At 70.9% G+C, this 23,485-nt stretch carries 17 protein-coding genes; 9 read left to right on the plus strand and 8 right to left on the minus strand.

The window, feature by feature from the left end; genetic code table 11:
- Positions 1-97: 97 nt before the first annotated feature.
- Positions 98-289: a hypothetical protein gene (locus ACFXBC_RS25535; RefSeq protein WP_385028871.1), complete on the minus strand. Its 192-nt coding sequence runs from the start codon at positions 287-289 to the stop codon at positions 98-100.
- Positions 290-549: 260 nt separating this feature from the next.
- On the opposite strand from ACFXBC_RS25535, the gene ACFXBC_RS25540 reads away from it, so the two are divergent.
- The 8 genes from ACFXBC_RS25540 to ACFXBC_RS25575 all read left to right on the plus strand — a co-directional run bounded on the left by ACFXBC_RS25540 (position 550) and on the right by ACFXBC_RS25575 (position 11,427).
- The gene (locus ACFXBC_RS25540; RefSeq protein WP_385028874.1) at positions 550-2,133 is read left to right on the plus strand and encodes an FMN-binding glutamate synthase family protein; all 1,584 of its coding nucleotides are present in this window, start codon (positions 550-552) and stop codon (positions 2,131-2,133) included.
- 66 nt (positions 2,134-2,199) lie between these two features.
- Complete coding sequence (locus ACFXBC_RS25545) at positions 2,200-3,936, plus strand: thiamine pyrophosphate-dependent enzyme (protein ID WP_385028877.1); 1,737 nt, start codon at positions 2,200-2,202, stop codon at positions 3,934-3,936.
- Between the two features lie 199 nt (positions 3,937-4,135).
- A complete protein-coding gene (locus ACFXBC_RS25550) occupies positions 4,136-5,638 on the plus strand; it encodes a glycoside hydrolase family 3 protein (RefSeq protein ID WP_385028880.1) in 1,503 nt (500 codons plus the stop codon).
- Positions 5,639-6,039: 401 nt separating this feature from the next.
- Positions 6,040-7,104 (plus strand): phytanoyl-CoA dioxygenase family protein, encoded by a 1,065-nt coding sequence (locus ACFXBC_RS25555; RefSeq protein WP_385028883.1) that lies wholly within the window; start codon positions 6,040-6,042, stop codon positions 7,102-7,104.
- Positions 7,086-8,393, plus strand: coding sequence for a DUF6271 family protein (locus ACFXBC_RS25560; protein ID WP_385028886.1), 1,308 nt, complete (start codon positions 7,086-7,088; stop codon positions 8,391-8,393). The genes ACFXBC_RS25555 and ACFXBC_RS25560 overlap by 19 nt, the downstream gene beginning before the upstream one ends.
- A complete protein-coding gene (locus tag ACFXBC_RS25565; protein ID WP_385028889.1) occupies positions 8,383-9,693 on the plus strand; it encodes a type III PLP-dependent enzyme in 1,311 nt (436 codons plus the stop codon). Before ACFXBC_RS25560 ends, ACFXBC_RS25565 begins: the two co-directional genes overlap by 11 nt.
- On the plus strand, positions 9,690-10,184 hold the full coding sequence (locus ACFXBC_RS25570; protein ID WP_385028892.1) for a GNAT family N-acetyltransferase: 495 nt from the start codon (positions 9,690-9,692) through the stop codon (positions 10,182-10,184). Before ACFXBC_RS25565 ends, ACFXBC_RS25570 begins: the two co-directional genes overlap by 4 nt.
- Positions 10,185-10,260: 76 nt before the next feature.
- Complete coding sequence (locus tag ACFXBC_RS25575; RefSeq protein ID WP_385028919.1) at positions 10,261-11,427, plus strand: MFS transporter; 1,167 nt, start codon at positions 10,261-10,263, stop codon at positions 11,425-11,427.
- Positions 11,428-11,540: 113 nt separating this feature from the next.
- On the opposite strand, the gene ACFXBC_RS25580 is transcribed toward ACFXBC_RS25575, so the two are convergent.
- The 3 genes from ACFXBC_RS25580 to mfd form a co-directional block, all read right to left on the minus strand.
- Positions 11,541-11,855 (minus strand): hypothetical protein, encoded by a 315-nt coding sequence (locus tag ACFXBC_RS25580; protein ID WP_385028895.1) that lies wholly within the window; start codon positions 11,853-11,855, stop codon positions 11,541-11,543.
- Between the two features lie 84 nt (positions 11,856-11,939).
- Positions 11,940-12,632, minus strand: a complete 693-nt coding sequence (locus ACFXBC_RS25585) for an HNH endonuclease family protein (protein ID WP_385028898.1) — start codon at positions 12,630-12,632, stop codon at positions 11,940-11,942.
- 94 nt (positions 12,633-12,726) lie between these two features.
- Positions 12,727-16,266: a transcription-repair coupling factor gene (gene mfd / locus ACFXBC_RS25590; RefSeq protein ID WP_385028901.1), complete on the minus strand. Its 3,540-nt coding sequence runs from the start codon at positions 16,264-16,266 to the stop codon at positions 12,727-12,729.
- 300 nt (positions 16,267-16,566) lie between these two features.
- On the opposite strand from mfd, the gene ACFXBC_RS25595 reads away from it, so the two are divergent.
- Entirely contained in the window at positions 16,567-17,058 is a 492-nt protein-coding gene (locus ACFXBC_RS25595) for a SigE family RNA polymerase sigma factor (RefSeq protein ID WP_385028904.1), read from the plus strand.
- A 243-nt stretch (positions 17,059-17,301) separates the two neighbouring features.
- Here the strand turns inward: ACFXBC_RS25595 and ACFXBC_RS25600 are convergent, their stop codons facing one another.
- The 4 genes from ACFXBC_RS25600 to ACFXBC_RS25615 form a co-directional block, all read right to left on the minus strand.
- Complete coding sequence (locus ACFXBC_RS25600) at positions 17,302-17,694, minus strand: hypothetical protein (protein WP_385028907.1); 393 nt, start codon at positions 17,692-17,694, stop codon at positions 17,302-17,304.
- A gap of 286 nt (positions 17,695-17,980) precedes the next feature.
- Positions 17,981-20,551, minus strand: a complete 2,571-nt coding sequence (locus ACFXBC_RS25605; protein WP_385028910.1) for an ABC transporter permease — start codon at positions 20,549-20,551, stop codon at positions 17,981-17,983.
- On the minus strand, positions 20,548-21,336 hold the full coding sequence (locus tag ACFXBC_RS25610; RefSeq protein ID WP_385028922.1) for an ABC transporter ATP-binding protein: 789 nt from the start codon (positions 21,334-21,336) through the stop codon (positions 20,548-20,550). The genes ACFXBC_RS25605 and ACFXBC_RS25610 overlap by 4 nt, the downstream gene beginning before the upstream one ends.
- Before the next feature lie 958 nt (positions 21,337-22,294).
- Positions 22,295-23,191, minus strand: a complete 897-nt coding sequence (locus ACFXBC_RS25615) for a cellulose-binding protein (RefSeq protein ID WP_385028913.1) — start codon at positions 23,189-23,191, stop codon at positions 22,295-22,297.
- Positions 23,192-23,485: the final 294 nt, after the last annotated feature.

The raw sequence follows: 23,485 nt of genomic DNA on the forward strand, positions 1-23,485 counted from the left end.
GTCTTCGCTCTGCAGAGCGAAGACCACCTCGGACGCCAGGTCATGTACAGCCCCCGCGATGCGGGAGGTCGCACGTGACTGGTCCATGTGCGACTGCTTACGCCTTCTTCGGGCGCGGAGTCGGCGGCGAGAGCAGCAACGCACCCGACCCGCCGATCAGTGCCAGAGCCGCGCATTCACGCGAGTCGCGGAAGACGCCCTCGGCCTCGCCCGGGTTGAGTGCTGCTTCGACGTCCTCGTCGAGGTCCGTCGTCGCCAGGCGGTCGGTCACCGGTTCAGTGGAGTTCATGACGCTTCCCATCCTTATGGGGGGATTCGTTCCTTGCCCGTACAGTCAAACTCACGCGCGGGGAGCACGCAAAAGGAGCCAGGAATCCTGGTCCTCAAGGCTTCAATTGAACGGTGAACAGGGCGGGGATCCTGCTCTTCGCAGGAGGGACCACGGGGCGGGCGCACTGCCAAGGGGCTCCGGGGCCCGGTGAGGCGCAGCGCACACGACCCGGGGACTCCCCGATGTGTGGAAGAGCCGAACGGGGCAAGCCGTTCGGAGTGATACGAATCGGTTGCGTCGGACTGACAGTCGCTGCGGCTCTCGCCGCATGGGGAGCCGCAGGACAGATCTCGTGGTGGTGGCTGTTCGCGGCCGTGCCGCTCACTCTGACCGGGCTGCTCGGCGTGTGGGACCTGACCCAGCGCAGGCACACGGTGCTGCGCAACTACCCGGTCATCGGGCATGCCCGCTTCCTTCTGGAGGCTCTGCGGCCCGAGTTGCAGCAGTACTTCGTGGAACGGAACTACGACGGCCGCCCCTTCGACCGCGACACCCGGAGCATCGTCTACGAACGCGCGAAGGGCACCGCGGCCGAGGAGCCGTTCGGGACCGAGCGCGATGTCTACGCGACGGGTTACGAGTCCCTGGTGCCGTCGATGGCGCCCTGCCCGGTGCCGGAGACCCAGCCCCGGGTACGGATCGGCGGACCCGACTGCACCCGCCCGTACGACATGGCGCTGCTGAATGTGTCGGCGATGAGCTTCGGATCGCTGTCGGCCAACGCGGTCCTGGCGCTCAACGGCGGTGCGGCGGCGGGTGGTTTCGCCCATGACACCGGGGAGGGCGGCCTCTCCGCGTACCATCTGCGGCCGGGCGGCGACCTGGTCTGGGAGATCGGTACCGGATACTTCGGATGCCGCACCGACGACGGCGCCTTCAATCCGGCGGAGTTCGCCGACAAAGCGGCGCACGACCAGGTGAAGTGTGTGTCGCTCAAGCTGTCGCAGGGCGCCAAGCCGGGTATCGGCGGGGTACTGCCCGGCGCGAAGGTGAACGCCGAGATCGCCCGGGTGCGCGAGGTCCCGCAGGGCGAGACCGTCATCTCGCCCCCGTACCACCGGGCGTTCTCCACCCCACGCGAACTGGTCCGCTTCCTGGCGCGGATGCGGGAGCTGTCCGACGGGAAGCCCACCGGGTTCAAACTCTGCCCCGGCTCGCGCCGCCAGTTCCTCGCCGTGTGCAAGGCCATGCTGGAGGAGGGCATCACCCCGGACTTCATCATCGTCGACGGCGCCGAGGGCGGTACCGGCGCGGCCCCGCTGGAGTTCGCCGACCAGATCGGCACCCCGCTCACCGACGGCCTGATCGACGTACAGAACGCCCTGGTCGGCACCGGTCTGCGCGACCGGATCAGGATCGGGGCCAGCGGCAAGATCGCCACCGGCGCCGACCTGGTCAAACGTCTGCTGCAGGGCGCGGACTACGGCAACTCGGCGCGGGCGATGATGTTCGCGGTGGGGTGCATACAAGCGCAGCGCTGCCACACCAACACCTGTCCGACCGGTGTCACCACCCAGGACCCGAGACGCGCCCGCGCGCTGGACGTCGGGGACAAGACGCCCCGGGTCCAGCGTTTCCAGCACGCGACCGTGGCGAGCGCGCAGCAGATCATGGCCAGCATGGGGGTGGCGGACCCGGCGGATCTGCGGCCGCACATGCTGCGGCGCCGTATCGACCCGTTCACCGTGCGCTCGTACGCGGAGATGTACGAGTGGCTGGCCCCCGGGCAGTTGCTCGCCGACGCCCCCGAGTCCTGGGCCGCCGACTGGCACGCGGCCGACCCCGACCGCTTCACCGTCTGATCCGAGACCCCTCGGCCACCTCAGCTCTTCTCTCACCACTTCCGCACGTCCCAACCGGAGGCTTCCGTGACCCGTACCGTTGCCCGCGTCATCGTGGACGCACTGAGTGAACTCGACGTCCACCAGGTGTTCGGCGTCGTCGGGGACGCGCTCAACCCCGTGACCGAGGCCATCCGCACCACCGAGGGCGTGGAGTGGGTGGGCTGCCGCCATGAGGAGGCGGCCGCCTTCGCCGCGAGCGCCCAGTCCCAGCTGTCCGGCCGGCTCGGCGTCTGCATGGGCACCGTGGGCCCCGGCTCCGTCCATCTGCTGAACGGGCTGTACGACGCGGCCAAGAGCCGCACGCCGGTCCTGGTCATCGCGGGCCAGGTACCGCTGGCCGAGATCGGCAGCGACGCCTTCCAGGAGGTCGACAACGACGCCCTCTTCAGCGATGTGGCGGTCTTCCGGGCGACCGTCTCCTCACCCGACCAGCTGCCCCAGATGCTGGAGGCGGCCGTACGGAACGCCATCGGGCACAAGGGCGTCGCCGTGCTCACCGTGCCCGCCGACATCGGGGACCGGAAGCTGACCACGGACCGCGCGGCCCGCTTCCCGCTGAGCACCGCGGTGACCCGGCCCGACGAGTCGGCCACCCGCGACGCTGCCGGGCTGCTCGACCGGGCCGGGCGGGTCACCCTGCTCGTCGGCCAGGGTGCCCGCGCGTCCCGTGACGACGTACTGGCCCTGGCGGACCGGCTGGCCGCGCCGATGGTGCTCACGCTCAAGGCGAAGGAGGGCTTCGAGGGCCCGGACAACCCGTTCCAGGTCGGGCAGACCGGGCTGATCGGCAACCCAGCCGCGGCATCGGCCCTGCACAGCGCCGACACCCTGCTGCTTCTGGGTACGGACTTCCCGTACCGGGAGTGGTATCCGGAGGGCAAGTCCGTCATCCAGGTGGACACCGAGGCCACCCACATCGGGCGGCGCGTCCCGGTCGAGACCGGTCTGGTCGGGGATGTGGGCGCCACCGTGCGGGACCTGCTCAAGCACCTCGGCGACGGGGGCGGGCGCGACCGCGGTCATCTGGACCACGCGCGCAAGCACTTCGAGAGCTGGCGTGAGGACCAGGCCAGGCTCGCCGACCCGGAGCACGACAGGAAGGCGGTCGGGCGGGCCCGTTCGGCGCTGGACAATCCGGAGCACGGGATCCGTCCCGAGGCGCTGGCCGCCACGGTGGACCGGCTCGCGGCCGAGGACGCCGTCTTCACCTCCGACACCGGGATGGCCACCGTCTGGCTCTCGCGCTTCGTCGAGATGCGCAAGGCGCGGCGGCTGCTCGGCTCGTACAACCTGGGCTCGATGGCCAACGCCATGCCCCACGCACTCGGTGCGCAGTGCCTGGACCGCGGGCGGCAGGTGGTCGCCTTCTGCGGTGACGGCGGCCTGAGCATGCTGCTGGGCGATCTGATGACGTTGCGGAGCAATGAACTCCCGGTGAAACTCGTGGTGTTCGACAACCGCCGGCTCGGCATGGTCAAGCTGGAGCAGGAGCAGGCGGGGCTGCCCGAGTTCGGTACGGTGCTCGACAATCCGGACTTCGCCGCCGTCGCCACCGCGATGGGCATCACCGGGATCCGGGTGACCGATCCCGCCGATCTGGAGGACGCCGTACAGCGCGCCCTGGACACCCCGGGACCCGTCCTGCTGGATGTCCTGACGAACCCGGACGAGATCGCCGTCCCGGCCAAACCGACCGTCGAGCAGGGCCTGGGCTTCGCGGTGGCCAAGGTGAAGGAGATCGTCCGGGGGCACGGCGAGTAGCCGGTGAAGTGTGCCTTGTGACCCCATTCGGCAGCAGATGAACGGATACTGACGGGTAGTCATTTCGGGCGAACAGGGGCGCGTGCGAGAGACCTCAGCACTTGACGTGACGCTTGGTCCAGGCCAATATCCAATTGGTCTGGACCAAGCGCGTGGCGGCTCGGTCCCCTATCGGCACGCCAGGAAGGCCCGGCTGACCTTGCCCAGCACACCCAGCAGTGAACTGACGCATCTCGCCCTCAAGATCCTCCAGCCTGGCTTCAAGGGCACCGAGGCACCGGACTGGCTGCTCCGCCGGATCGGTGAGGGACTGTCCAGTGTCGTCCTCTTCTCGCGCAACATCGCCAACGCGGGGCAGTTGATCCGCCTCACCCGGCAGCTGCGCGCGGAGAACCCGGACCTCATCATCGCCATCGACGAGGAGGCCGGCGACGTCACCAGGATCGAGTCGCTGACCGGCAGCACCCGTCCGGGGAACCTGGCCCTCGGCGCGATCGACGACACGGAGCTGACCGAAGCGGTCGGCCGGGACATCGGCCACGAGCTGCGCTCGGCCGGCATCAGCCTGACCTACGCGCCCAGCGCCGACGTCAACTCGAACCCGGACAACCCGGTCATCGGGGTGCGGTCCTTCGGCTCGTCCCCGGATCTGGTGGCCCGGCACACCGGCGCCTGGATCCGCGGTCTGCAGTCCGCCGGAGTGGCGGGCTGCGCCAAGCACTTCCCCGGGCACGGCGACACCGCGGTCGACTCCCACCTCGGGCTGCCCCGCTACAACGCGACGGCCGATGAGATCAGGGAGCAGGCCCTCCCGCCGTTCCGGGCGGCCATGGAGAGCGGCGTACGGGCCGTCATGAGCGGCCATCTGCTCGTCCCGGCCTACGACGCCGACCTCCCCGCCACGCTGAGCCGGCGCCTCCTCGTCGACCTGCTCCGCACGGAGCTGGGCTTCGACGGCCTGGTCGTCACGGACGCCATCGAGATGGGGGCCGTCAGCGGCCTCTACGGCATCGACGGCGCCACCGTACGGGCGGTGGCGGGCGGCGCCGACGCGGTCTGCGTCGGCGGTGAGAGCGCCGACCCCGAGGTGGTCGACCTGCTGAGCGCGGCCCTGGTCTCCGCCGTCCACAACGGCGAACTGACCGAGGAACGGCTGCGGGAGGCGGTCACCCGGGTCGAGGTGTTCTCGGACTGGTCGAACGGCATCTACCACGCCGCACCGCCGCACCGGATCAAGTCGGACATCGGCTTCGTGGCCGCCCGGCGCGCGCTGCGTCTGACCACGGCGGACGGCGGCACCCTCCCGCTCGGTGCCGCGCCACACGTCGCGGAGCTCATCCCGACGATGAACCTCGCCATCGCCAAGGAGACCCCCTGGGGTGTCGCGGCCCCGCTGCGCGAGCGGCTGGCCGGTACGACATCGGTGGGGATCCACGAGGAGGACATGGCGGCGGACCCTGGCGTACTCGACCAGTACGTACTCGGTCCTGCCGCCGGACGGCCGCTGGTCGTCGTGGTCCGGGACGCCTACCGGCACACCTGGATGACGGACTCGCTCAAGCATCTGCTCAACGCCCGGCCGGACTCCGTCGTCATCGAGATGGGCCTGCCCGCATCGGAGATCCAGGGCGCGGTGCACATCGCGACCTACGGGGCGACCACCGCATCGGGTGTGGCGGCGGCCGAGGCACTGGCCGGCTGAGCAGCACACCGAGGGCCCGCACACCCCGGAACCCCTCAACCGCACCCGGCACGCCCGTACACCACCCGCACACCAACAGACCGCACACCCGCACCCCCGTACACCCACAGACCCCGGCACCCACCGCACCGCGGGACCGTCTCCCGCCGTGCGGTGCGGCCCGGAGAGCGCGCGCGGCAACGCCGCCGCAGCCGCCGCATTCACCCCGTTCACCGCATCCACCGCGTCCACCGCGGCGCGGATGAACTCCCGCCCCCCAGCCGCCGTCCCGCCGGACCCCCGGTCCGCCGACGGCACCCCCACGCGGCCGGGCCGCCCGCTGCGGCCCGCGCGTGACCGCGCCGCCTCGCCGGCCGCGCTCGATCCATCAGAACCAGCACATACGCACCTGGAGTGGTTGCATGTCGACGTCTGACCCCTATCTGCATCGAGCCGCATCGGACACCCCCTACTTCAGTACGGACGGGGAGATGTACCTGGCGCAGACACCGCTGCGGGACATCAAGAAGTCGCAGCCGCTGCGCGTGCTCTCGGATGAGGACTTCGCCTTCTGGCAGACGTACGGCTACATCGTCGTACCGGAGGCGATACCGGCCGCCGCGGCGAAGCGGCTGCTCGACTTCACCTGGGACTTCCAGGGCCTCGACCCGGAGCGCCCCGAGACCTGGTACGAGGACCGGGAGTTCCGCTCCGACCTGGACCGGGAGCTGCACATCTACGGTTTCGTGGAGGCGTACCACCACCAGCTCATCTGGGACAGCCGGCAGGCACAGCGTGTCTATGACGCGTTCGTCGACGTGTGGGACTGCGAGGAGCTGTGGGTCACCCTGGACCGGCTCAACCTGAACCCGCCGAACATCAAGAACCGTGACCGTGCGCTGATCGCGCCCACGGACAAGGGTTTCGACATCGAGCTGCACTGGGACGTCGACACCACACTCAGTGTGCTGCCCCAGCGCGTCCAGGGCATCATCGCGCTCAACGACACCGAGCCGGAGCGTGGCGGGTTCCAGTGCTCGCCCGAGCTGTTCCGGCAGTTCGACCGGTGGAAGATCGCGCAGCCCGCCGACCGGGACCCGATCAGGCCGGGCACCGACCGGGCCGAGTTCCCCGTCGTACAGCCGGAGCTGAAGGCGGGCGATCTGCTGATCTGGAACGGGCTGCTCGCCCACGGGGTCGCGCGCAACCTCTCGCAGAGCGGTGTCCGCGCCGTCCAGTACCTGTCGATGATGCCGGCCCTTGAATCCCACGAGGAGATGCGGAAGTCCCGGATCGATTCCTGGCGCACCCTCTCGACCCCGGACTGGAACAAGACGCTGGTCGGCGACGCGACCCAGCATGAATCCCTCAGGTACGGCCCCGCCGAACTGAGCGGCCTCGGCGCGAAGCTTCTGGGACTCGACACCTGGGGCGGCCGGAACGCAGAGCGGTCAACCGGAGAACTGACATGCACCGAATCTGTCTGACCCTTCCCACCAACAGGGCGTGCACGGGGACGATTTCGGCCCTGCGCGCCGAGGCCGAGTACGCGGCGGCGCACTTCGACGTCGAGGTGCGGCTGCTGATCCTGGACTCGTCGGACGAGAGCGACGTCGCGGAGCACGCGAAGGCCGCCGCCGAGCCCACCGGGACGCCGAAGGTCATCGTGCACCACCTGGACGAGACCGCGCAGCGCTCCCTGCTGCGCCGGTTCATCGCCCGTGCGGACGTCCCCAAGCCCGATCTGCTGCTCGACCTCATGCTGCCCCCGGAGGTCTCGTACGGCGCCTGCACCAACCGCGCCTTCCTGTTCGCCGCCGCGCTCGGCTGCGACTCGGTGCACCGAAGGGACTCGGACAGCACCTACCAGACGTGGGACGGCGAACCGGTGTTCCCCGTCCACCACGAGCTGATGTCGCTCGGCAAGCGCGCCGCAGACGCGGTGGGCGGCGTGTCCGACACACGTATCGAACCGGCCCAGGCGCAGCGGACGGTGTCCCTGGTGGGCAGCTCCTTCGTGGGCGAACTCTCCGTGGACATCGGCGAGATCCAGCAACTCGCCCCGTCCGTCTACCACGACGTCGTCAGCCTGTGGGCCCCTCGCGAGTGGGCCGACGAGGCGAAGGAGGAGCTGGTCGCCGAGGCGTTCAAGGGGGCGGGCACCGACCCGTTCACCGGCGACCACTCGACCGTCGGCCCGGTCGACCCCATGCGGGTGGACATGTGCAACATCAGCTTCCACCGCGAGGTGTACGAGAGCGTGCCGCTGCCGCCCGCGACCGACACCATCGGCAGCGACTACTTCCTGATGCATCTGGTGCACGACGCGGGGCTGCCCGGCGTCCTGCACAACCGGCACATCGTGAACTACTACACCGGGGAACGCCGCACCGACGCCGGGTTCATGGCGTACCAGCTGCGGCTGGTGAAGTTCTTCCTGTCGATGCTCTACTTCAACGCCGTGTACGGGCGGCTGGCCGAGGCCGGCGACACGCTGCTCGACGACCGGGTGCGGCTGCGCGCGGACACGGTGGCCGCACTCGTCAGGGAGAGCTGCTGGCTGGACCGGGAGGAGAACGAGGAGCGGCTGCGCAGCCTCGACCGCTCCTACCGGCAACTCGGCGGCAGATACGCCGAGTTCGCCGGTCTCCTGGCCGCACGCGGCGACCGGCTGCTCAACGAGGCCCAGCGGGACATGGAGGACTTCGCCCTGCTGATCGAGGCCTGGGAACCACTGATACGGGTGAGCAGGGAAGCGGGCATCGATGAGCAGTAGACACCTGGACACTCCCCGTCCGGACACCACCGGCCCGGACACCGACCACTCGGAGGCCGCCCGCCTCAAGAGCGCTCACCTCAGGAGCGCCCCGCTGAACCCCGCCCTGCACGAGGCGCTGGCGGCGGCTCCCGACGACCGGATCGTCTTCGACCTCGGCGGGATCCGGGACCAGTACACCGCGCTCACCTGGGAACTGCCGGGCGTGGACGTACGGTTCGCGATGAAGGCCTGCCCGGTGGACGAGGTGCTCGACTGTCTGGCCGGGCAGGGCGCCGGGTTCGACGCGGCCGGCCCCCAGGAGATCGAGCGGGCCATCAGGACCGGGGTACCGGTCGGCCGGATCCACTACGGCAACACCATCAAGTCCGACCGGAACATCGCCGACGCGCACCGGCTCGGCGTCCGGGACTTCGCCACGGACAGCGTGGAGGACGTGGCGGCCATCGCCGCCCACGCCCCCGGCGCGCGGGTGTTCTGCCGGCTTGCCACCAGCGGCGACGGCGCGCTCTGGGGGCTCAGCAAGAAGTTCGGCTGCTCGGGGACCGACGCCGTACGGGTGCTGGAGACGGCGCGGGCGGCGGGGCTGACACCTGCCGGTCTCTCCGTGCACGTCGGCTCCCAGCAGATGACGGCCGAGGCATGGGAGAGCGCCTTCGCGCGCCTCGCCTCCGTCCTGGTGGCCCTGCGGGAGCGGGGCATCCACCTGGACCACATCAACCTCGGCGGCGGGCTGCCCGCGCTCGGCTATCTCGACAGCCGGGGCAGACCGCTGGATCCGCCCCTGGACAAGATCTTCGCGGCGATCCGCGAGGGCATGCGGCAACTGCGCGCGGCCTCCGATTCCCCGCTGGACTTCGTCATGGAGCCGGGCCGCCATCTGGTCGCCGACCACGGCGCGATCCGGGCCCAGGTGGCGCGGCTGTCCACCCGGGAGCAGCTGGACGGCACCCGCCAGCACTGGCTGTACCTCAGCTGCGGCAAGTTCAACGGCCTGTACGAGATGGACCAGCTCCAGTACCGGCTGGTCTTCCCCTCCCACCCGGAGGCGGCCACCGTACCGGCCGTCGTCGCGGGGCCCACCTGCGACAGCGACGACGCCTACGCCCATCAGGACCGTCTCGTCCAGGTCCCCGAAGGCATCGCGTCGGGCGACCCGGTCTGGGTCCTCTCCTCCGGTGCCTACGCGACCAGTTACGCGACCCAGGGCTTCAACGGCTTCAGCCCGCTCCCCTACACGGTGGTCCGTGGCCTGCCGTCCGGCCCCGGGACACCCGGCGTGCGGGGGCCGGCCTCATGAGCCCGGACGTCCGGATACGGAACATCACCGCCGACGACTGGCAGGACATCGCGGAGCTGGAAGCGCGTACGTACACCGGGAGCGGGCTCTCCGAAGGCCGGGCCGCGCTGGAGTCCCGGGGCCGCCCGTCGCCGTCCACCTGCTTCGTACTGCACCACGACGAGCAGCCGGCGGGCTATCTGCTGGCGCTGCCCTACCCGCCGTTCCAGTACCCCGATCTGACCCGGTCCGAGGAGACCGTCTTCCACTCGCCCAATCTGCATCTGCACGATCTCGTCATCGACGAACGCCTGCGCGGCAGAGGGCTGGCGAAGCGTCTGCTGCACCACCTCACGGCGACCGCCCGGTCGAGGACCCACGAACGCATCTCCCTCGTCTCCGTCGCGGGCAGCGAGCCCTTCTGGTCGGCGAACGGATACGCGGCCCACCGCGATGTCGCGCTCCCGGGCAGTTACGGGGCGGACGCGGTGTACATGTCGAAGGCGGTATGAAGTGACCCACCACGACGTCGGAACCGGACCGCATCCGGTGGCCCCGGCCACCGGGGACCGGCGGGGGCCGCTCGATCTGATCCGCGCCCGCGACCCGTTCCGCCGGGCGCAGCTGGCGATCGCGGCGCTCTTCTGCTTCCTGGGCTTCCAGTACGGCACCTGGGCGTCCCGGTTGCCCACCCTCAAGTCGCAGCTCCAGCTGACCGAGGCACAGCTGGGCCTGCTGCTGATGGCCTGCGGGGCGGGCGCCGCGGTGTCCTTCCCCCTGGTCACCGTGTTGATGAGGCGGCTGGGCTCCCGCCGTCTCGCCTCCCTGTCCGCGCTCTGCCTCGGGCTGCTCCTGCTGGCCCTGTCCGTGGTGCCCAGCTATCCGGTCGCGGTGATCGTCGTGGGCTGCGACGGGATCGCCGTGGGCTGTCTGAACGTGGCGATGAACGCCCAGGGCGCCGCGCTCGAAACCGCGTACGGGCGTACGGCCATGGCGCGGCTGCACGCCACGTTCAGCGCCGGATCACTGGGAGCCGCGCTGCTGGCTTCCGGGGTGAACACGCTGACCACCTCGCTGGCCGCCCACTTCGGTGCGGCGGCCGTGGTCCTGCTGCTCCTGGTCGGGTTCGCCCAGACCGGGCTGCTCACGGAGGACCAGCGGCAGCCCGAATCCGCCGAGAAGTCCAGGAGCCGCCGCCGGCTGTCCGTACCGTCGCGTCTGACGCTGTGGATGGGGTGCGCGATGGCGTTCGGCACCGTGACCGAGGGCGCGATGAACGACTGGTCGGCGCTCTATATGAAGGACGTGCTCAGGGCAGCCGCCTCGGTGGCCCCGCTGGGCATCGCCGTCGTCTCGGTCATGATGGTGCTGGCCCGCGTCTTCGCCGACGGCTGGCGCACCCGCTGGGGCGACGGCCGGGTCGTGCTCGTCGGCAGTGTGCTGGCCGGCGCGGGGCTCGCCCTCGCCCTGCTGGTGGGCGGCGTGGTCCCGGCGCTCGTCGGGTTCGCCTGCGTCGGCCTGGGCGTGGCGGCCGTGACGCCCTGCGTGTACGTCGCCGCCGCCCGGCAGGGCTCGGAGGCGCTGGCTCTGGTCGCCGCGATGGGGACCGTGGGCCTGCTGGCCGGACCGGCGATGATCGGCTTCATCGCGAACGCCAGCAGCCTGGTGTGGGGCATGGGCGCCGTGGCCGCCGCCGCCCTCCTGGTCTCGGTCTGCGCCACCCGGATCCGCTGGGCCCCGGTGGCCGAGAACTGACCGTACGCCCCGAGCGCCCCGGCCCCGGGCGGCGGAACCTTTCGGAGGATCCGCCGGCCGGGGCCGCTGTGTCCGCTCTCCGGAGTCCGCGTCGTCACCGCGATCGCAGCCGTTCAGCGAACAGGACCAGAGCCGGGGCCGGGGCCTGGGCCTGGGCCTGGGCCTGGCGGTGGCATCTCGACCCGCGCGACCGGGATGCCCAGTTCATCCAGCCGTTCAACGGCCCAGGCCACGGCCTCTTCCAGATGGGGCGCCCGCACCGCGCAGGGGAAACGGGTGCCGTGCCGGTCCTCCTCCCAGCCGAGTTGCCCCCCGGCCAGGGCGTCCGCGTGATCGAAGCGGTCGGACTGCTCCTGCGTCGGCGCACCCTCGGGGTGCAGGACGAACGACCACTCACGCACACGTGGTGTGCCGTCGCGTGAATTCATCGATCCTCCTACCCTCGGTTCCTGGACTCGTGGGGGTGCTCCGCACCTTCGTGCCGGCCGTCTCGGCCTCCCACCCGGCCCGGCTCAGCCGGTGGGCAGCTTCTCGGACGGACAGGTGGAGAGGACCCGCTTCATCGCGTTCTTCTCGGCGTCCGTCACCCACAGCGCGTACTTCTTCTTCACCGCCACCTGCCGTGCGACATACCCGCACCGGGCCGGCTTGTACCCGGGCAGCCAGGTGGCCGTGTCACCGTCGCCCTTGCTGCGGTTGGTGGAGGAGTCGACGGCCAGAAGGTTCAGCGGGTCGTTGGCGAGAGCGGTCCGCTTTGTCCTGTCCCACTGCTGCGCGCCCTTCTGCCAGGCGTCGGAGAGTGCCACGACGTGGTCGATGTCGACCTTGCTGTGTCCGCGTACGAAGGAGATCGTCTTCCCGGTGTAGGGGTCCTTGACCAGCTTTCCCGACGCTATCTGGCAGTCCCCGCTCGTGTACCGGACGTCCCGCAGATCGCGCTTGAGTACGTCGTCCCGGGTCGGGCAGTGGTTGTGGTCGGTGTCCGTCCAGGCGCTGCCGAACTCCTTGCGGGCGTAACCGGTCTTGGGGGCACGCCCCTTGACGGTCAGGGCGTCGGCCGCGGCGAGCGCGGAGCCGTGCGCCGCCTTCCCGCCGGGCCCGGCGGGCGCCCCGGACGAGCCGAGGTCGTCGCTCTTGCAGCCGCCGACGGCGAGTGCGGCGACGACGGCCATGGCGGCGGGGAGGGCGGAGCGCGTACGTATCAAGGAGGGCCGTCCTGACGGGTAGGGGTTCGTGACCGCACCATCCTAGAGAGGCTGCCCCGGGCCGGCCCGCACGAAGGGGCGCGGTGCCCCCGCCTCACGACCCCAGGATCGACGCCAGGAACTCCCCGGTCCACGACAGGAGTTCACGCCCCACCACCGGCTTCCCGCCGATCTTCCCGGCCGTCGGGCGCGGGACCAGGATCTGGTGGGCCGCCGCCTTGATGACCGTACGAGGGTAGAGCCGCTTGAGCCGCAGTTCCTGAGACTCCCTCAGCTCCACTGGTGCGAAGCGGATGTTGGGCCCCTGGAGGACGATCTCGCCGACCCCGCAGGCCCGCGCCAGCATCCGCAGCCCCGCCACCAGGAGCAGGTTCTCGACCTGCTCGGGCAGCTTGCCGTACCGGTCGGTCAGCTCCTCGCGCACCGCCCTGATGTCCTCGTCCGTGGTGGCGGAGGCGATCGAGCGGTACGCCTGGAGACGCAGCCGCTCACCGGGCGCGTACTCGTGCGGGACGTGCGCGTCGACCGGCAGCTCGATCTTGACCTCCAGCGGCTGCTCCTCCTCGGCCTGCCCGTCGACCGCCGTACGGTAGTCCGCCACCGCCTCGCCGACCATCCGGATGTACAGGTCGAAGCCGACCCCCGCGATATGGCCGGACTGCTCGCCGCCGAGCATGTTGCCCGCCCCGCGGATCTCCAGGTCCTTCATCGCGACGTACATGCCCGCGCCCATCTCGGTGTGCTGGGCGATCGTCGCCAGCCGCTCGTGCGCGGTCTCCGTGAGCGGCTTCTCCGGCGGGTACAGGAAGTACGCGTACCCGCGGTCGCGGCCACGGCCGACCCGGCCGCGCAGCTGGTGCAGCTGCGAGAGGCCGAAGTTGTCACCGCGCTCCACGATCAGCGTGTTGGCGTTCGCGATGTCGATCCCGGACTCCACGATCGTCGTGGAGACCAGCACATCGAACTTCTTCTCCCAGAAGTCGACCACGACCTGTTCGAGCGCGCTCTCGCCCATCTGCCCGTGCGCGGTCTGGATACGCGCCTCCGGGACGATCTCCCGCAGCCGGGCGGCGGCGCGGTCGATCGAGTCGACCCGGTTGTGGATGTAGAAGACCTGCCCCTCGCGGAGCAGTTCGCGCCGGACGGCCGCGCCGATCTGCTTCTCCTCGTACGGGCCGACGAATGTCAGCACCGGGTGCCGCTCCTCCGGCGGCGTGGTGATGGTCGACATCTCGCGGATGCCGGTCACCGCCATTTCGAGCGTACGGGGGATGGGCGTCGCGGACATCGTCAGGACGTCGACGTTGGCGCGCAGCTTCTTCAGCTGCTCCTTGTGCTCGACACCGAACCGCTGCTCCTCGTCGACGATGACCAGGCCGAGGTCCTTGAACTTCGTCTCCGACGAGAAGAGCCGGTGGGTGCCGATGACCATGTCGACCGAGCCGTCCCGCAGCCCCTCCAGGGTGGCCTTCGCCTCGGTGTCCGACTGGAAACGGCTCAACGCCCGTACGACCACCGGGAACTGCGCGTACCGCTCGGTGAACGTACCGAAGTGCTGCTGTACGAGGAGGGTCGTCGGGACGAGTACGGCGACCTGCTTGCCGTCCTGGACGGCCTTGAACGCGGCGCGCACCGCGATCTCCGTCTTGCCGTACCCGACGTCGCCGCAGATCAGCCGGTCCATCGGGACCGTCTTCTCCATGTCCTCCTTGACCTCGGCGATCGTGGAGAGCTGGTCGGGCGTCTCCACGTACGGGAAGGCGTCCTCCAGCTCGCGCTGCCAGGGGGTGTCCTGCGCGAAGGAGTGCCCTGGCGCCGCCATCCGCGCCGAGTAGAGCTTGATCAGGTCCCCGGCGATCTCCTTGACGGCCTTCTTGGCGCGCGCCTTGGTCTTCGTCCAGTCCGAACCGCCGAGCCGGTGCAGCGTCGGGGCCTCACCGCCCACGTACTTGGTGACCTGCTCCAGCTGGTCGGTGGGGATGTACAGCCGGTCGCCGGGCTGGCCGCGCTTGGCGGGCGCGTACTCGACCAGGAGGTACTCACGCGTCGCGCCCTGCACCGTGCGCTGCACCATCTCGATGTAGCGGCCCACCCCGTGCTGCTCGTGGACGATGAAGTCGCCGGTCTCCAGCGTCAGCGGGTCGATGGACTTCCGCCGCCTGACCGGCATCCGGCCCAGGTCCTTCGATGCGGTCCGCTGCCCGGTGAGGTCGGTCTCGGAGAGCACCGCGAGCTTGATCGCCGGGTCGATGAACCCGTGGTCGACGGAGCCGCACGAGACATGCACGACCGAGGGCGTCAGCTCGGCCAGGTCGGCGTCGAGCCGGGCCGCGATGCCCTCGCCGCTCAGCACCTCGACCGTACGGCTCGCCGGGCCGTGCCCCTCCGTGAGATACACCGTGCGCCAGCCGTCCGCGATCCAGCCCTTGGTGTCGGCGAGGGCGCGCGCGGTGTCGCCGCGGTAGGTCTCCGGGGCGTGCATCCCCAGCTTGATGGTGTCGTCCGCGATCTCCTCGTCCGCGGCGAACGGGCTCACCGTCCACCACATCATGCCCAGCTCACTGGCCCGGTCGCGGACGTCCGCGATGCCCCGCAGCGAGGCGGCGCCCACATCGATGGGCGCGTCCCCGCCGCCCGCGGTCGCCGCCCACGACGCCTGGAGGAACTCCTGCGAGGTCGCCACCAGGTCGGCCGCCCGGCTGCGGACCCGCTCCGGGTCGCAGACCACGGCCATCGCACCGGCGGGCAGCACATCGAGCAGCAGCTCCATGTCGTCGACGAGGACCGGGGCCAGCGACTCCATTCCCTCGACCGCGATCCCCTCGGCGATCTTGTCGAGCAGCTCGCCCAGCTCGGGGTGGGCCAGCGCCAGGGCCGCCGCCCGCTCCCGTACGTCGTCGGTCAGCAGCAGCTCACGGCAGGGCGGCGCCCACAGCCCGTGCTCGGCGATCTCCAGGGAGCGCTGGTCGGCGACCTTGAAGTAACGGATCTCCTCGACCTCGTCACCCCAGAACTCCACCCGCAGCGGGTGCTCCTCGGTCGGCGGGAACACATCGAGGATGCCGCCCCTGACGGCGAACTCACCGCGCTTCTCGACCAGTTCCACCCGCGCGTACGCGGCGGCGGCCAGCGCCTCGGTGATCTCCGGCAGATCCGCGGACGAACCCGTCCGCAGCGACACGGGCTCCAGGTCGCCGAGCCCCTTGACCTGCGGCTGGAGCACGGACCTGATCGGTGCGACGACCACGCTGACCGGGCCCGCGGACGGGTCGTCGGCGCGCGGGTGCGCCAGCCTGCGCAGCACCGCGATCCGCCGCCCCACCGTGTCGGAGCGGGGCGAGAGCCGCTCGTGCGGCAGCGTCTCCCAGGACGGGTACTCCACCACCGTGTCCTCCTGGTCCGCCGGGAGGAACGAACGCAGCGCGGCGGCCAGGTCCTCGGCCTCACGGCCGGTCGCGGTCACCGCGAGGACCGTGCGGCGGGTCTCGCGCGCCAGCGCGGCGACGGCGAAGGGCCGGGCGGCGGGCGGGCCGACCAGATCGACATGCATCCGGTGCCCGTCACCGGCGGCCTTCACCGCTTCGGCGAGCGCGGGATCCGAAATGGCGGCATCGAGCAGACCGTGCAGGCTCATGAAGAACGCTTTCCGTCCGGTGGATCCGGAGATCAGATGGTGGCGGGCAGGGGCGGGGCAGGAATCGTACGGGGGTGGTGCGAGGGTCGTGCGCGGGTGGTGCGGGGGTCGTAAGGGGTGGTACGGGGGTGGGGCTGGTGGTGCGCAGTGCAACGCGAAGGGCCCGACACGTCTCACGGGCCGGGGGCTCTCCAGCGTACGACTTCACGAAGAAGTCGGCGTCCCCTGTCAACCGGACCGGCCTTCTCGTCGTATTCATCCATGAGACCCGAATGAGATCTGTCCACGCCTGGGAGCCGCATGACCGTCGAGGAGTTCGAGGAGTTCTACGCTCACTCCGCGAAACAGCTGGTGGGACAGGTGTACCTGATGACCGGCGATCTCCACGAGGCCCAGGACGTGGTGCAGGAGGCTTTCGTACGGGCCTGGGGCCGGCGCTCCGCGCTCTACCGGGACGCCGGGCCCGAGGCGTGGATACGGACTGTGGCGTGGCGGCTCGCCGTGAGCCGGTGGCGCAGGCGGGGCCGGAGCGCCGACGCCTGGCGCCGCCACAGCGACACCCGCCCCGCGACGGTCCCCGAGCCCGATCCGGGCACCGTCGCGATGGTCTCGGCGCTGCGGCAGCTGACCGAGCGGCAGCGGCGGGTGGCGGTCCTGCACTACGTGTGCGATCTCACCGTCGAGCAGGTGGCCGCGGAGACGGGGATAGCGGCGGGGACCGTCAAGACCCATCTCTCCCGCGCCCGCGCCTCGCTCGCGCCGCATCTCTCCGAGGAGGAGCACGGTGTCTGAGACCGAGTACCAGCCCGCGTACGAGAACGGACCCCGCCGCGGACCCGCCGCCGGCGCGGCCGGGCACGGAGCCTCCTCCGGGGAGTCCCGCGGATCCGCCTCCGGGGGCTTCCCCGGATCGCACGGGGCCTCTGGGGCCTCCGGGGCCCCCGGATCGCACGGGGCCCCCGGGGCCTCCGGGGACTCCGGGGACCCCAGCGGATACCCCTCCGCGGCCGATGACGCGTCCGGTCACGGTCACCGTCACGGCTCCGACGACGCCCTGTCACGCGCGATGAAGCAGGCCGCCGAGTCCGCGGGCCGCAGTGCGGTGCCCCCGCCGGCCGCGTACGTCTCGGCGCGGGGCGCCAGACGCAGGCGCCGGGTCCTGGCGTCGGCCGCGGCCGCCACCGTGTGTGTCCTGGCGAGCGGCGCGGTGGCGGTCCTGCTGCAATTCCAGCCCGCCGCTCCCGCGCTGCCCGCCGCGCCGCCGAGCCCCCGGCACTCCGGAACCGGCGAACGGCCGGGCCCGCCGGTGAGGTCGGACCCGGCCTCACCGCCCCCCGCCTCATCCTCGGACACCGCCCCGTCCGGTTCCGCTTCCCAGGGATCCCCGTCCGGCGCGGCGGACAGCACCCCCACCGCACCGGCCACCACACCCCAGTGGACACCTCCGCCGGACTGACGGCGGGCGGGTGACGGGCGGGTGACGGGCGTCCGGACCCGGCGGACACGACTCAGCCCCGGCAGACGCGCCTGGCGTCCACCGGGGCTGAATCCCCCCGTTCCCCCGTGCTCCCCCGATCACGGGGCCCGGCCCCGGCCGCCCCGGACAGGGCCGGAACGGTGGCCGTAGCCGTAGCCGTAGCCGGCGCCGCAGCCGCCACCCGGGACCGGAAGGATCCCGGCGAGGGCGGACCGCACCGGCCGGCCGGTCAGTGGGTCACTCGGTCGCGATCGCGTTCAGTACGTTCATCCGGCCCGCCCGGAACGCCGGGATCAGAGCCGCGAACAGGCCCACGAACGCCGAGGCGATGAAGACCGTGATGATCGTGGACCACGGGATCTCCAGGACCCCCATGCCCTTGAGGGCGAGGATCCGCTGCGCCGACGTGCCCCAGCCCATCCCGAGCGCCAGCCCGAGCAGCGCACCGAAGAGCGCGATGACCACCGACTCCAGCCTGATCATCCGGCGCAGCTGCCGGCGCGAGAGCCCGATCGCCCGCATCAGGCCGATCTCCCTGGTCCGCTCGACGACCGACAGGGCCAGCGTGTTCACCACACCGAGCACCGCGACGATGATCGCCAGCGCCAGCAGCGCGTACACGATGTTGAGCAGCTGCCCGATCTGGTCCTTCAGCTCCTGTTTGAAGTCGGTCTGGTCCTCGACCTTGTACTGCGGGTACGCGGCCAGCGACTTCTTCAGCCCGGCGTAGGCGGTCTTCTCCTGACCGTCCTTGGCCTTGGCGAACATGATGACGTTCGGCGGCATCTTGGCGGCGGGCACGTACTGCGCGGCGGTGGTGATGTTCAGATACATCGCCCCCTTGTCGACGTTCGTGTCGTCGGAGGTGATCGCCGCGATCTTCAGCTTCGCCGTCCGCCCGCTCTTGAACGCCACGGACATGGTGTCGCCGACCTTGATGTGGTGCTTCTTGGCGAAGGCGTCGCCCACGGACATGGCGTCCTTGCCGTACGCCGCCGAGAGGTGGCCCGAGACGGTCTCGCGCCGCAGGTCCTGGGCGTACGTCGGGTCGGCCGCGACGACCGGCTGGTCCACGCTCTTCCCGTCGGGCCCCGTCAGCTTCGTGTCGATGGCCTTGTAGTTGGTGACGTGCTCGATGCCCGGCGCCGCTTCGAGTGCCTTCTGCGCCTGCGGCACGATCAGCTGGCCGCTGCCGCTCTGCACGATGAAGTCCGCACCGACCGACTTGTCCAGCTCGTCGGTGGCCGAAGCGACCATCGACGAGCCGACGACCGACAGACAGGCGACCAGGGCGAGCCCGATCATCAGCGCGGCGCCCGTCGCTCCCGTACGGCGCGGGTTGCGCAGGGCGTTGCGCTCGGCCATCCGCCCGACCGGGCCGAAGATCCGCAGCACGACGGAGCTGATCGCCCGGACCACCACACCCGCGAGCAGCGGGCCGATGACCACGAAGCCGATGAGCGTGAGCACCACACCGATCCCGAGATAGAGCGAACCCTGGGTCGACTTGTCCGCGGCCGCCGCACCGAGCAGGGCCGCCGCACCGCCGACGGTCAGCACCAGGCCGATCGCCGCCCTGATCCGTCCGGTGCTGCCGTCGGCGGGCATACCGGAGTCCCGCAGCGCGGCCATCGGGGAGATCTTCCCGGCCCGGCGGGCCGGGATGTACGCGGCGACGACCGTCACGATGACACCGAGCAGCACACCGGCGGCCGGCGTCGTCCACTTGACCGTCAGGTCCTGCGTGGACAGGTCCATGCCCACGGCGCTCATCACCCGCATCAGCCCGACCGCGAGACCGATACCCGCGCCGACCCCGAGCACCGAGCCGAACACACCGAGCAGCAGCGCCTCGATCAGCACCGAGCGGTTGACCTGCTTGCGGCTGGAGCCGAGGGCCCGCATCAGGCCGATCTCGCGGGTGCGCTGGGCGACCAGCATCGAGAAGGTGTTGATGATCAGGAAGATGCCCACGAGGAAGGCGATCCCGGCGAAGCCGAGCATCGCGTACTTCATGACGTCGAGGACCGAGCCGACCTCCGAGCGGTTGGCGTCGGCGTTCTCCTTCTTCGTCTCGAACTTGTACGGACCGGGCAGCGCCGCCCGCACGTCCTTCTTCAACTGCACATCGCTCACACCGGACTTGGCGTAGACGGAGATGTTCGTGAAGAGGTCCGGGCCGCCCAGCAGCTCCCGCTGCGCGGTGGCGGTGTCGAGGTAGACGACGGCCGCACCGGGGTTGGTCACCTCGAAGGTGGCGATACCGGAGATCCGGCCCTTGATGTCACCGCTGACCGAGATCGTGCGCAGCTCGTCGCCCAGTGCGAGGTGGTGCTTCTTCGCGGTGTCCGCGTCGACCATCACCTCGGTGGGGCCGCGCGGGGCGTGGCCGGAGGTGATCTTCATCGACTTGGTCTCTTTGGCCGTCCAGTTGCTGGCGATCGTCGGGGCGCCGTTGCTGGAGCCCATGTCCTTGTTGTGGCTGTCGACGACCGTCACGCTGGAGCTGCTGACCCCGGCCTGCACGGACCGTACGCCCTCGGCCTTGGCGACCCTGCGCACCACGGAGGCGGGCAGGGAGTCCGGCTTGCCGTTCTGGGTGCCACCGGAACCCTTGACGGGCTTGGGGCTGACCGTGACATCCGCGGCGGTGGCCGCGAAGAGCTTGTCGAACGTGGTGTTCATGGTGTCGGTGAAGACCAGCGTGCCGCATACGAAGCCGACCGAGAGCAGGACCGCGACGGCGGAGAGCGCCATCCGCCCCTTGTGCGCGAAGAAGTTGCGCATCGAGGTCTTCCAGACGGTCATGAGGTCCGCCCGCGCGCGTCGAAGTCCTTCATACGGTCGAGGACCTGCTCGGCGGTCGGGCTGTTCATCTCGTCCACGATCCTGCCGTCCGCAAGGTAGAGCACCCGGTCCGCGTACGCGGCAGCCACCGGGTCGTGCGTCACCATCACGATGGTCTGGCCCAGTTCGGAGACCGACTTGCGCAGGAAGCCGAGCACCTCGGCTCCCGCCCGCGAGTCGAGGTTCCCGGTCGGCTCGTCCCCGAAGATGATCTCGGGCTGCGCGGCCAGGGCGCGCGCCACGGCGACCCGCTGCTGCTGCCCGCCGGAGAGCTGCGTCGGCCGGTGCTTGAGCCGGTCCGCGAGACCCACGGTCTCCACCACCTGTTGCAGCCACTGCTCGTCCGGTTTGCGCCCGGCGATGTCCATCGGCAGCGTGATGTTCTCGATGGCGTTGAGCGTGGGCAGCAGATTGAACGCCTGGAAGATGAAGCCGATACGGTCCCGGCGCAGCTGGGTGAGCTTCTTGTCCTTGAGCCCGGTGATCTCGGTCTCGTCGAGGTAGATCTCCCCCTCGCTCACCGTGTCGAGTCCGGCGAGGCAGTGCATCAGCGTCGACTTGCCGGAGCCCGACGGCCCCATGATCGCGGTGAACTGCCCCCGGGCGATGTCCACATCGACATGGTCCAGCGCCACGACCCGGGTCTCGTCCGCCCCGTACGCCTTGACGACCTGCCGGGCTCGCGCGGCAACGGCCGTACGCCCTCCAGTACCCCCGTGCCTGGGAGTGGTCACAGCCGTTGTCACGGTGAAATCTCCTATGTCGTTCCTGCCCTGCTGGTCAGCAGGCATGGTCGAAGTCTGTCGATCCGCGAAGCCCCGCACACTGGTGCACGTATCCGCATCCGCCGTGGGGTTTCCCCCACCCCTCCGGTGCGGGCGCCCCCAGGCTCTGGCCGGCCGGCCGGCCAGACCCTAGAAGGCTAGGGACCGGCCCGGCCCCCCACCTCCTCCGGCCGGACGAACCCACCCCGGCCCCGCGTAGGGGGCGCTCCCTAGGGGGTCCGCACTCCGGGGCGGGCCCTGTCTCAGGGAGGGCGACACCTGAGAGGCGGCCCACGACGCACAATCTGACACTTCGACAGGAAAGGTGTACGGGGCGGACGGCCGCGCGGCTGCCGGCCTCAACCCCGCTCGGAGCAGGCCACGTTGGCCTGGAGAAGGACGCGAAGAACACTTGGCGCATCCCCGCAACATAGGCGTTGGCCGATCTCGGCAACACCCGGTCACGACAGATCCCAAGGAAATTGATGACCAACTCCGGGTCACCCCGGAGTTGCTTCTTCCGGCCCGGGGCCACCCGGCCGGAAAGGCACCGGGAAGGACCGCGGAGAGAGCTGTGGGAAGGCTGTGGGAAGGGTCTCGACGAGCTGTGGAAAAGCTGTGGGACGGGCCTCGGGAAGACCACGGGGAAGGCCCTGCCCGAGAGCAGTCCTGGCGGTGCCGATCGGTGGTGCCGCAGCGGCGCGGCCTGCGGACTCCTCCCCCGCCCCGGCCGACTTCGGGCCGTCCCCTCCACCCGGCGGAGAGGACGGCCCGGCAACGGCCCGGTGGTCATCGGCAGGACCGGAACCGGCCCCGCGAAAAGCGCGCGGCCCACCGAGGGGGGCGGCCCGGCGGTCGGCGGCCCTCGGTCACCGGCACACCGGGGGCGGCCCGGCGTTCAACTGCCGTCAGCGGCCGGGGTACCGAGACCGCCCGATGTTCAACTGCCGTCGGTCGCCGGGGTGCGTCCCGTCAGTGAGGCCAGGCTGCTCTTCACATGCGACATATGCGCCCGCAACTCCTCCTGCGCCTCGCCGTTCTCGCGCAGCACCCGCTCCGTCTCACGTTCCGTACGGTCCGCACGGACCCGCGCGTGCGCGATCAGCTCCGCGGCCCGTGCGTCCGCGTCCTCCTGGCTGTGCCGCGCCGACTCCTCCGCCGCCGACAGCGTCCGGTGCGCCTCCGCGAGGCGGGCCTCGGCCCGGGTGATCAGTTCCGTATGCCGGGTGTCGAACTCGTCGTCCCTGGCGGCCAGTTCACGCTGAGCCGCCTCGGCCCGCTCGCCGTGCCCCTGCTCCAGCTCCGCCAGCGCCGCCGCCGTACGTTCCCGCATCTCCCGCAGCACACCCAGCGACTCACCGCGCCACTGCTTCGCGTCCTTGCGCGAAGCGACCCGCAGCCCGTCCGACTCACCCTGCGCGGCGGCCAGCACCTCCCGGGCGTGCGCCTCCGCCGCGGCCAGCACCGCGTCCGCGTCCGTACGCGCCGCCTCCCGCAGCCCCCGCTCCGCCGCGCCCGCCTCGTCATGGAGCCGCTGCGCCGCCGCCAGAGCGTCGGCGCGCAGCTCGGCGGCCTCCTCTGTGACCAGCGCGATCAGTGTCCTGGCCCGCTCGCCCAGCGTCTCGTACGTCTGCGGGGCCAGCCCGGCCACCTGCTCGGCCAGCGCCGCGGACGCGGCCTCCATCTCCTTCATGAGGACGGTCAGCCGCGCCGCACGCTCCCAGGCCCCGTCGCGGTCGTCAGAGAGTTCCGCGACGAACCGGTCGACCTGCTCCGGCCGGTAACCACGGCCCCGCACACCCGTGAAGCCATGAGGTGACACCGCTGCTGAACTCATCCGTCAAGCCCCTCTTCGAACACGATGCGCGACGGGTCGCCCCACGCGGCCCGGCGCACATCTTGGTAGATCATGGCGAAGTGCCCATACCGCGACACTCCGCCCATCCCATCCACCCAGGATGCGCCACCCGGCGCGGGAAGTCGGCATCAGCGTCCGGGACGGCTGATTTCAGCCCCCGCACCGGGGGCACCGGCACCTCGCACGGACCCGCGGAGCCCGACCCGTACTGCCGGAGACACCTCCCCGTACGACCCGCGTACGCCCATACGGCAGAGGCGCCCGGCCGCGGAT

The organism is Streptomyces sp. NPDC059398 (genome assembly GCF_042751845.1).
Lineage (GTDB): Bacteria > Actinomycetota > Actinomycetes > Streptomycetales > Streptomycetaceae > Streptomyces.

Bases quoted from the DNA above. Each gene is read 5' to 3' on its own strand.
- ACFXBC_RS25535 (WP_385028871.1), bottom strand. From the start codon at position 289: ATGAACTCCACTGAACCGGTGACCGACCGCCTGGCGACGACGGACCTC.
- ACFXBC_RS25555 (WP_385028883.1), top strand. From the start codon at position 6,040: ATGTCGACGTCTGACCCCTATCTGCATCGAGCCGCATCGGACACCCCC.
- ACFXBC_RS25560 (WP_385028886.1), top strand. From the start codon at position 7,086: ATGCACCGAATCTGTCTGACCCTTCCCACCAACAGGGCGTGCACGGGG.
- ACFXBC_RS25565 (WP_385028889.1), top strand. From the start codon at position 8,383: ATGAGCAGTAGACACCTGGACACTCCCCGTCCGGACACCACCGGCCCG.
- ACFXBC_RS25570 (WP_385028892.1), top strand. From the start codon at position 9,690: ATGAGCCCGGACGTCCGGATACGGAACATCACCGCCGACGACTGGCAG.
- ACFXBC_RS25580 (WP_385028895.1), bottom strand. From the start codon at position 11,855: ATGAATTCACGCGACGGCACACCACGTGTGCGTGAGTGGTCGTTCGTC.
- mfd (WP_385028901.1), bottom strand. From the start codon at position 16,266: ATGAGCCTGCACGGTCTGCTCGATGCCGCCATTTCGGATCCCGCGCTC.
- ACFXBC_RS25595 (WP_385028904.1), top strand. From the start codon at position 16,567: ATGACCGTCGAGGAGTTCGAGGAGTTCTACGCTCACTCCGCGAAACAG.
- ACFXBC_RS25605 (WP_385028910.1), bottom strand. From the start codon at position 20,551: ATGACCGTCTGGAAGACCTCGATGCGCAACTTCTTCGCGCACAAGGGG.
- ACFXBC_RS25615 (WP_385028913.1), bottom strand. From the start codon at position 23,191: ATGAGTTCAGCAGCGGTGTCACCTCATGGCTTCACGGGTGTGCGGGGC.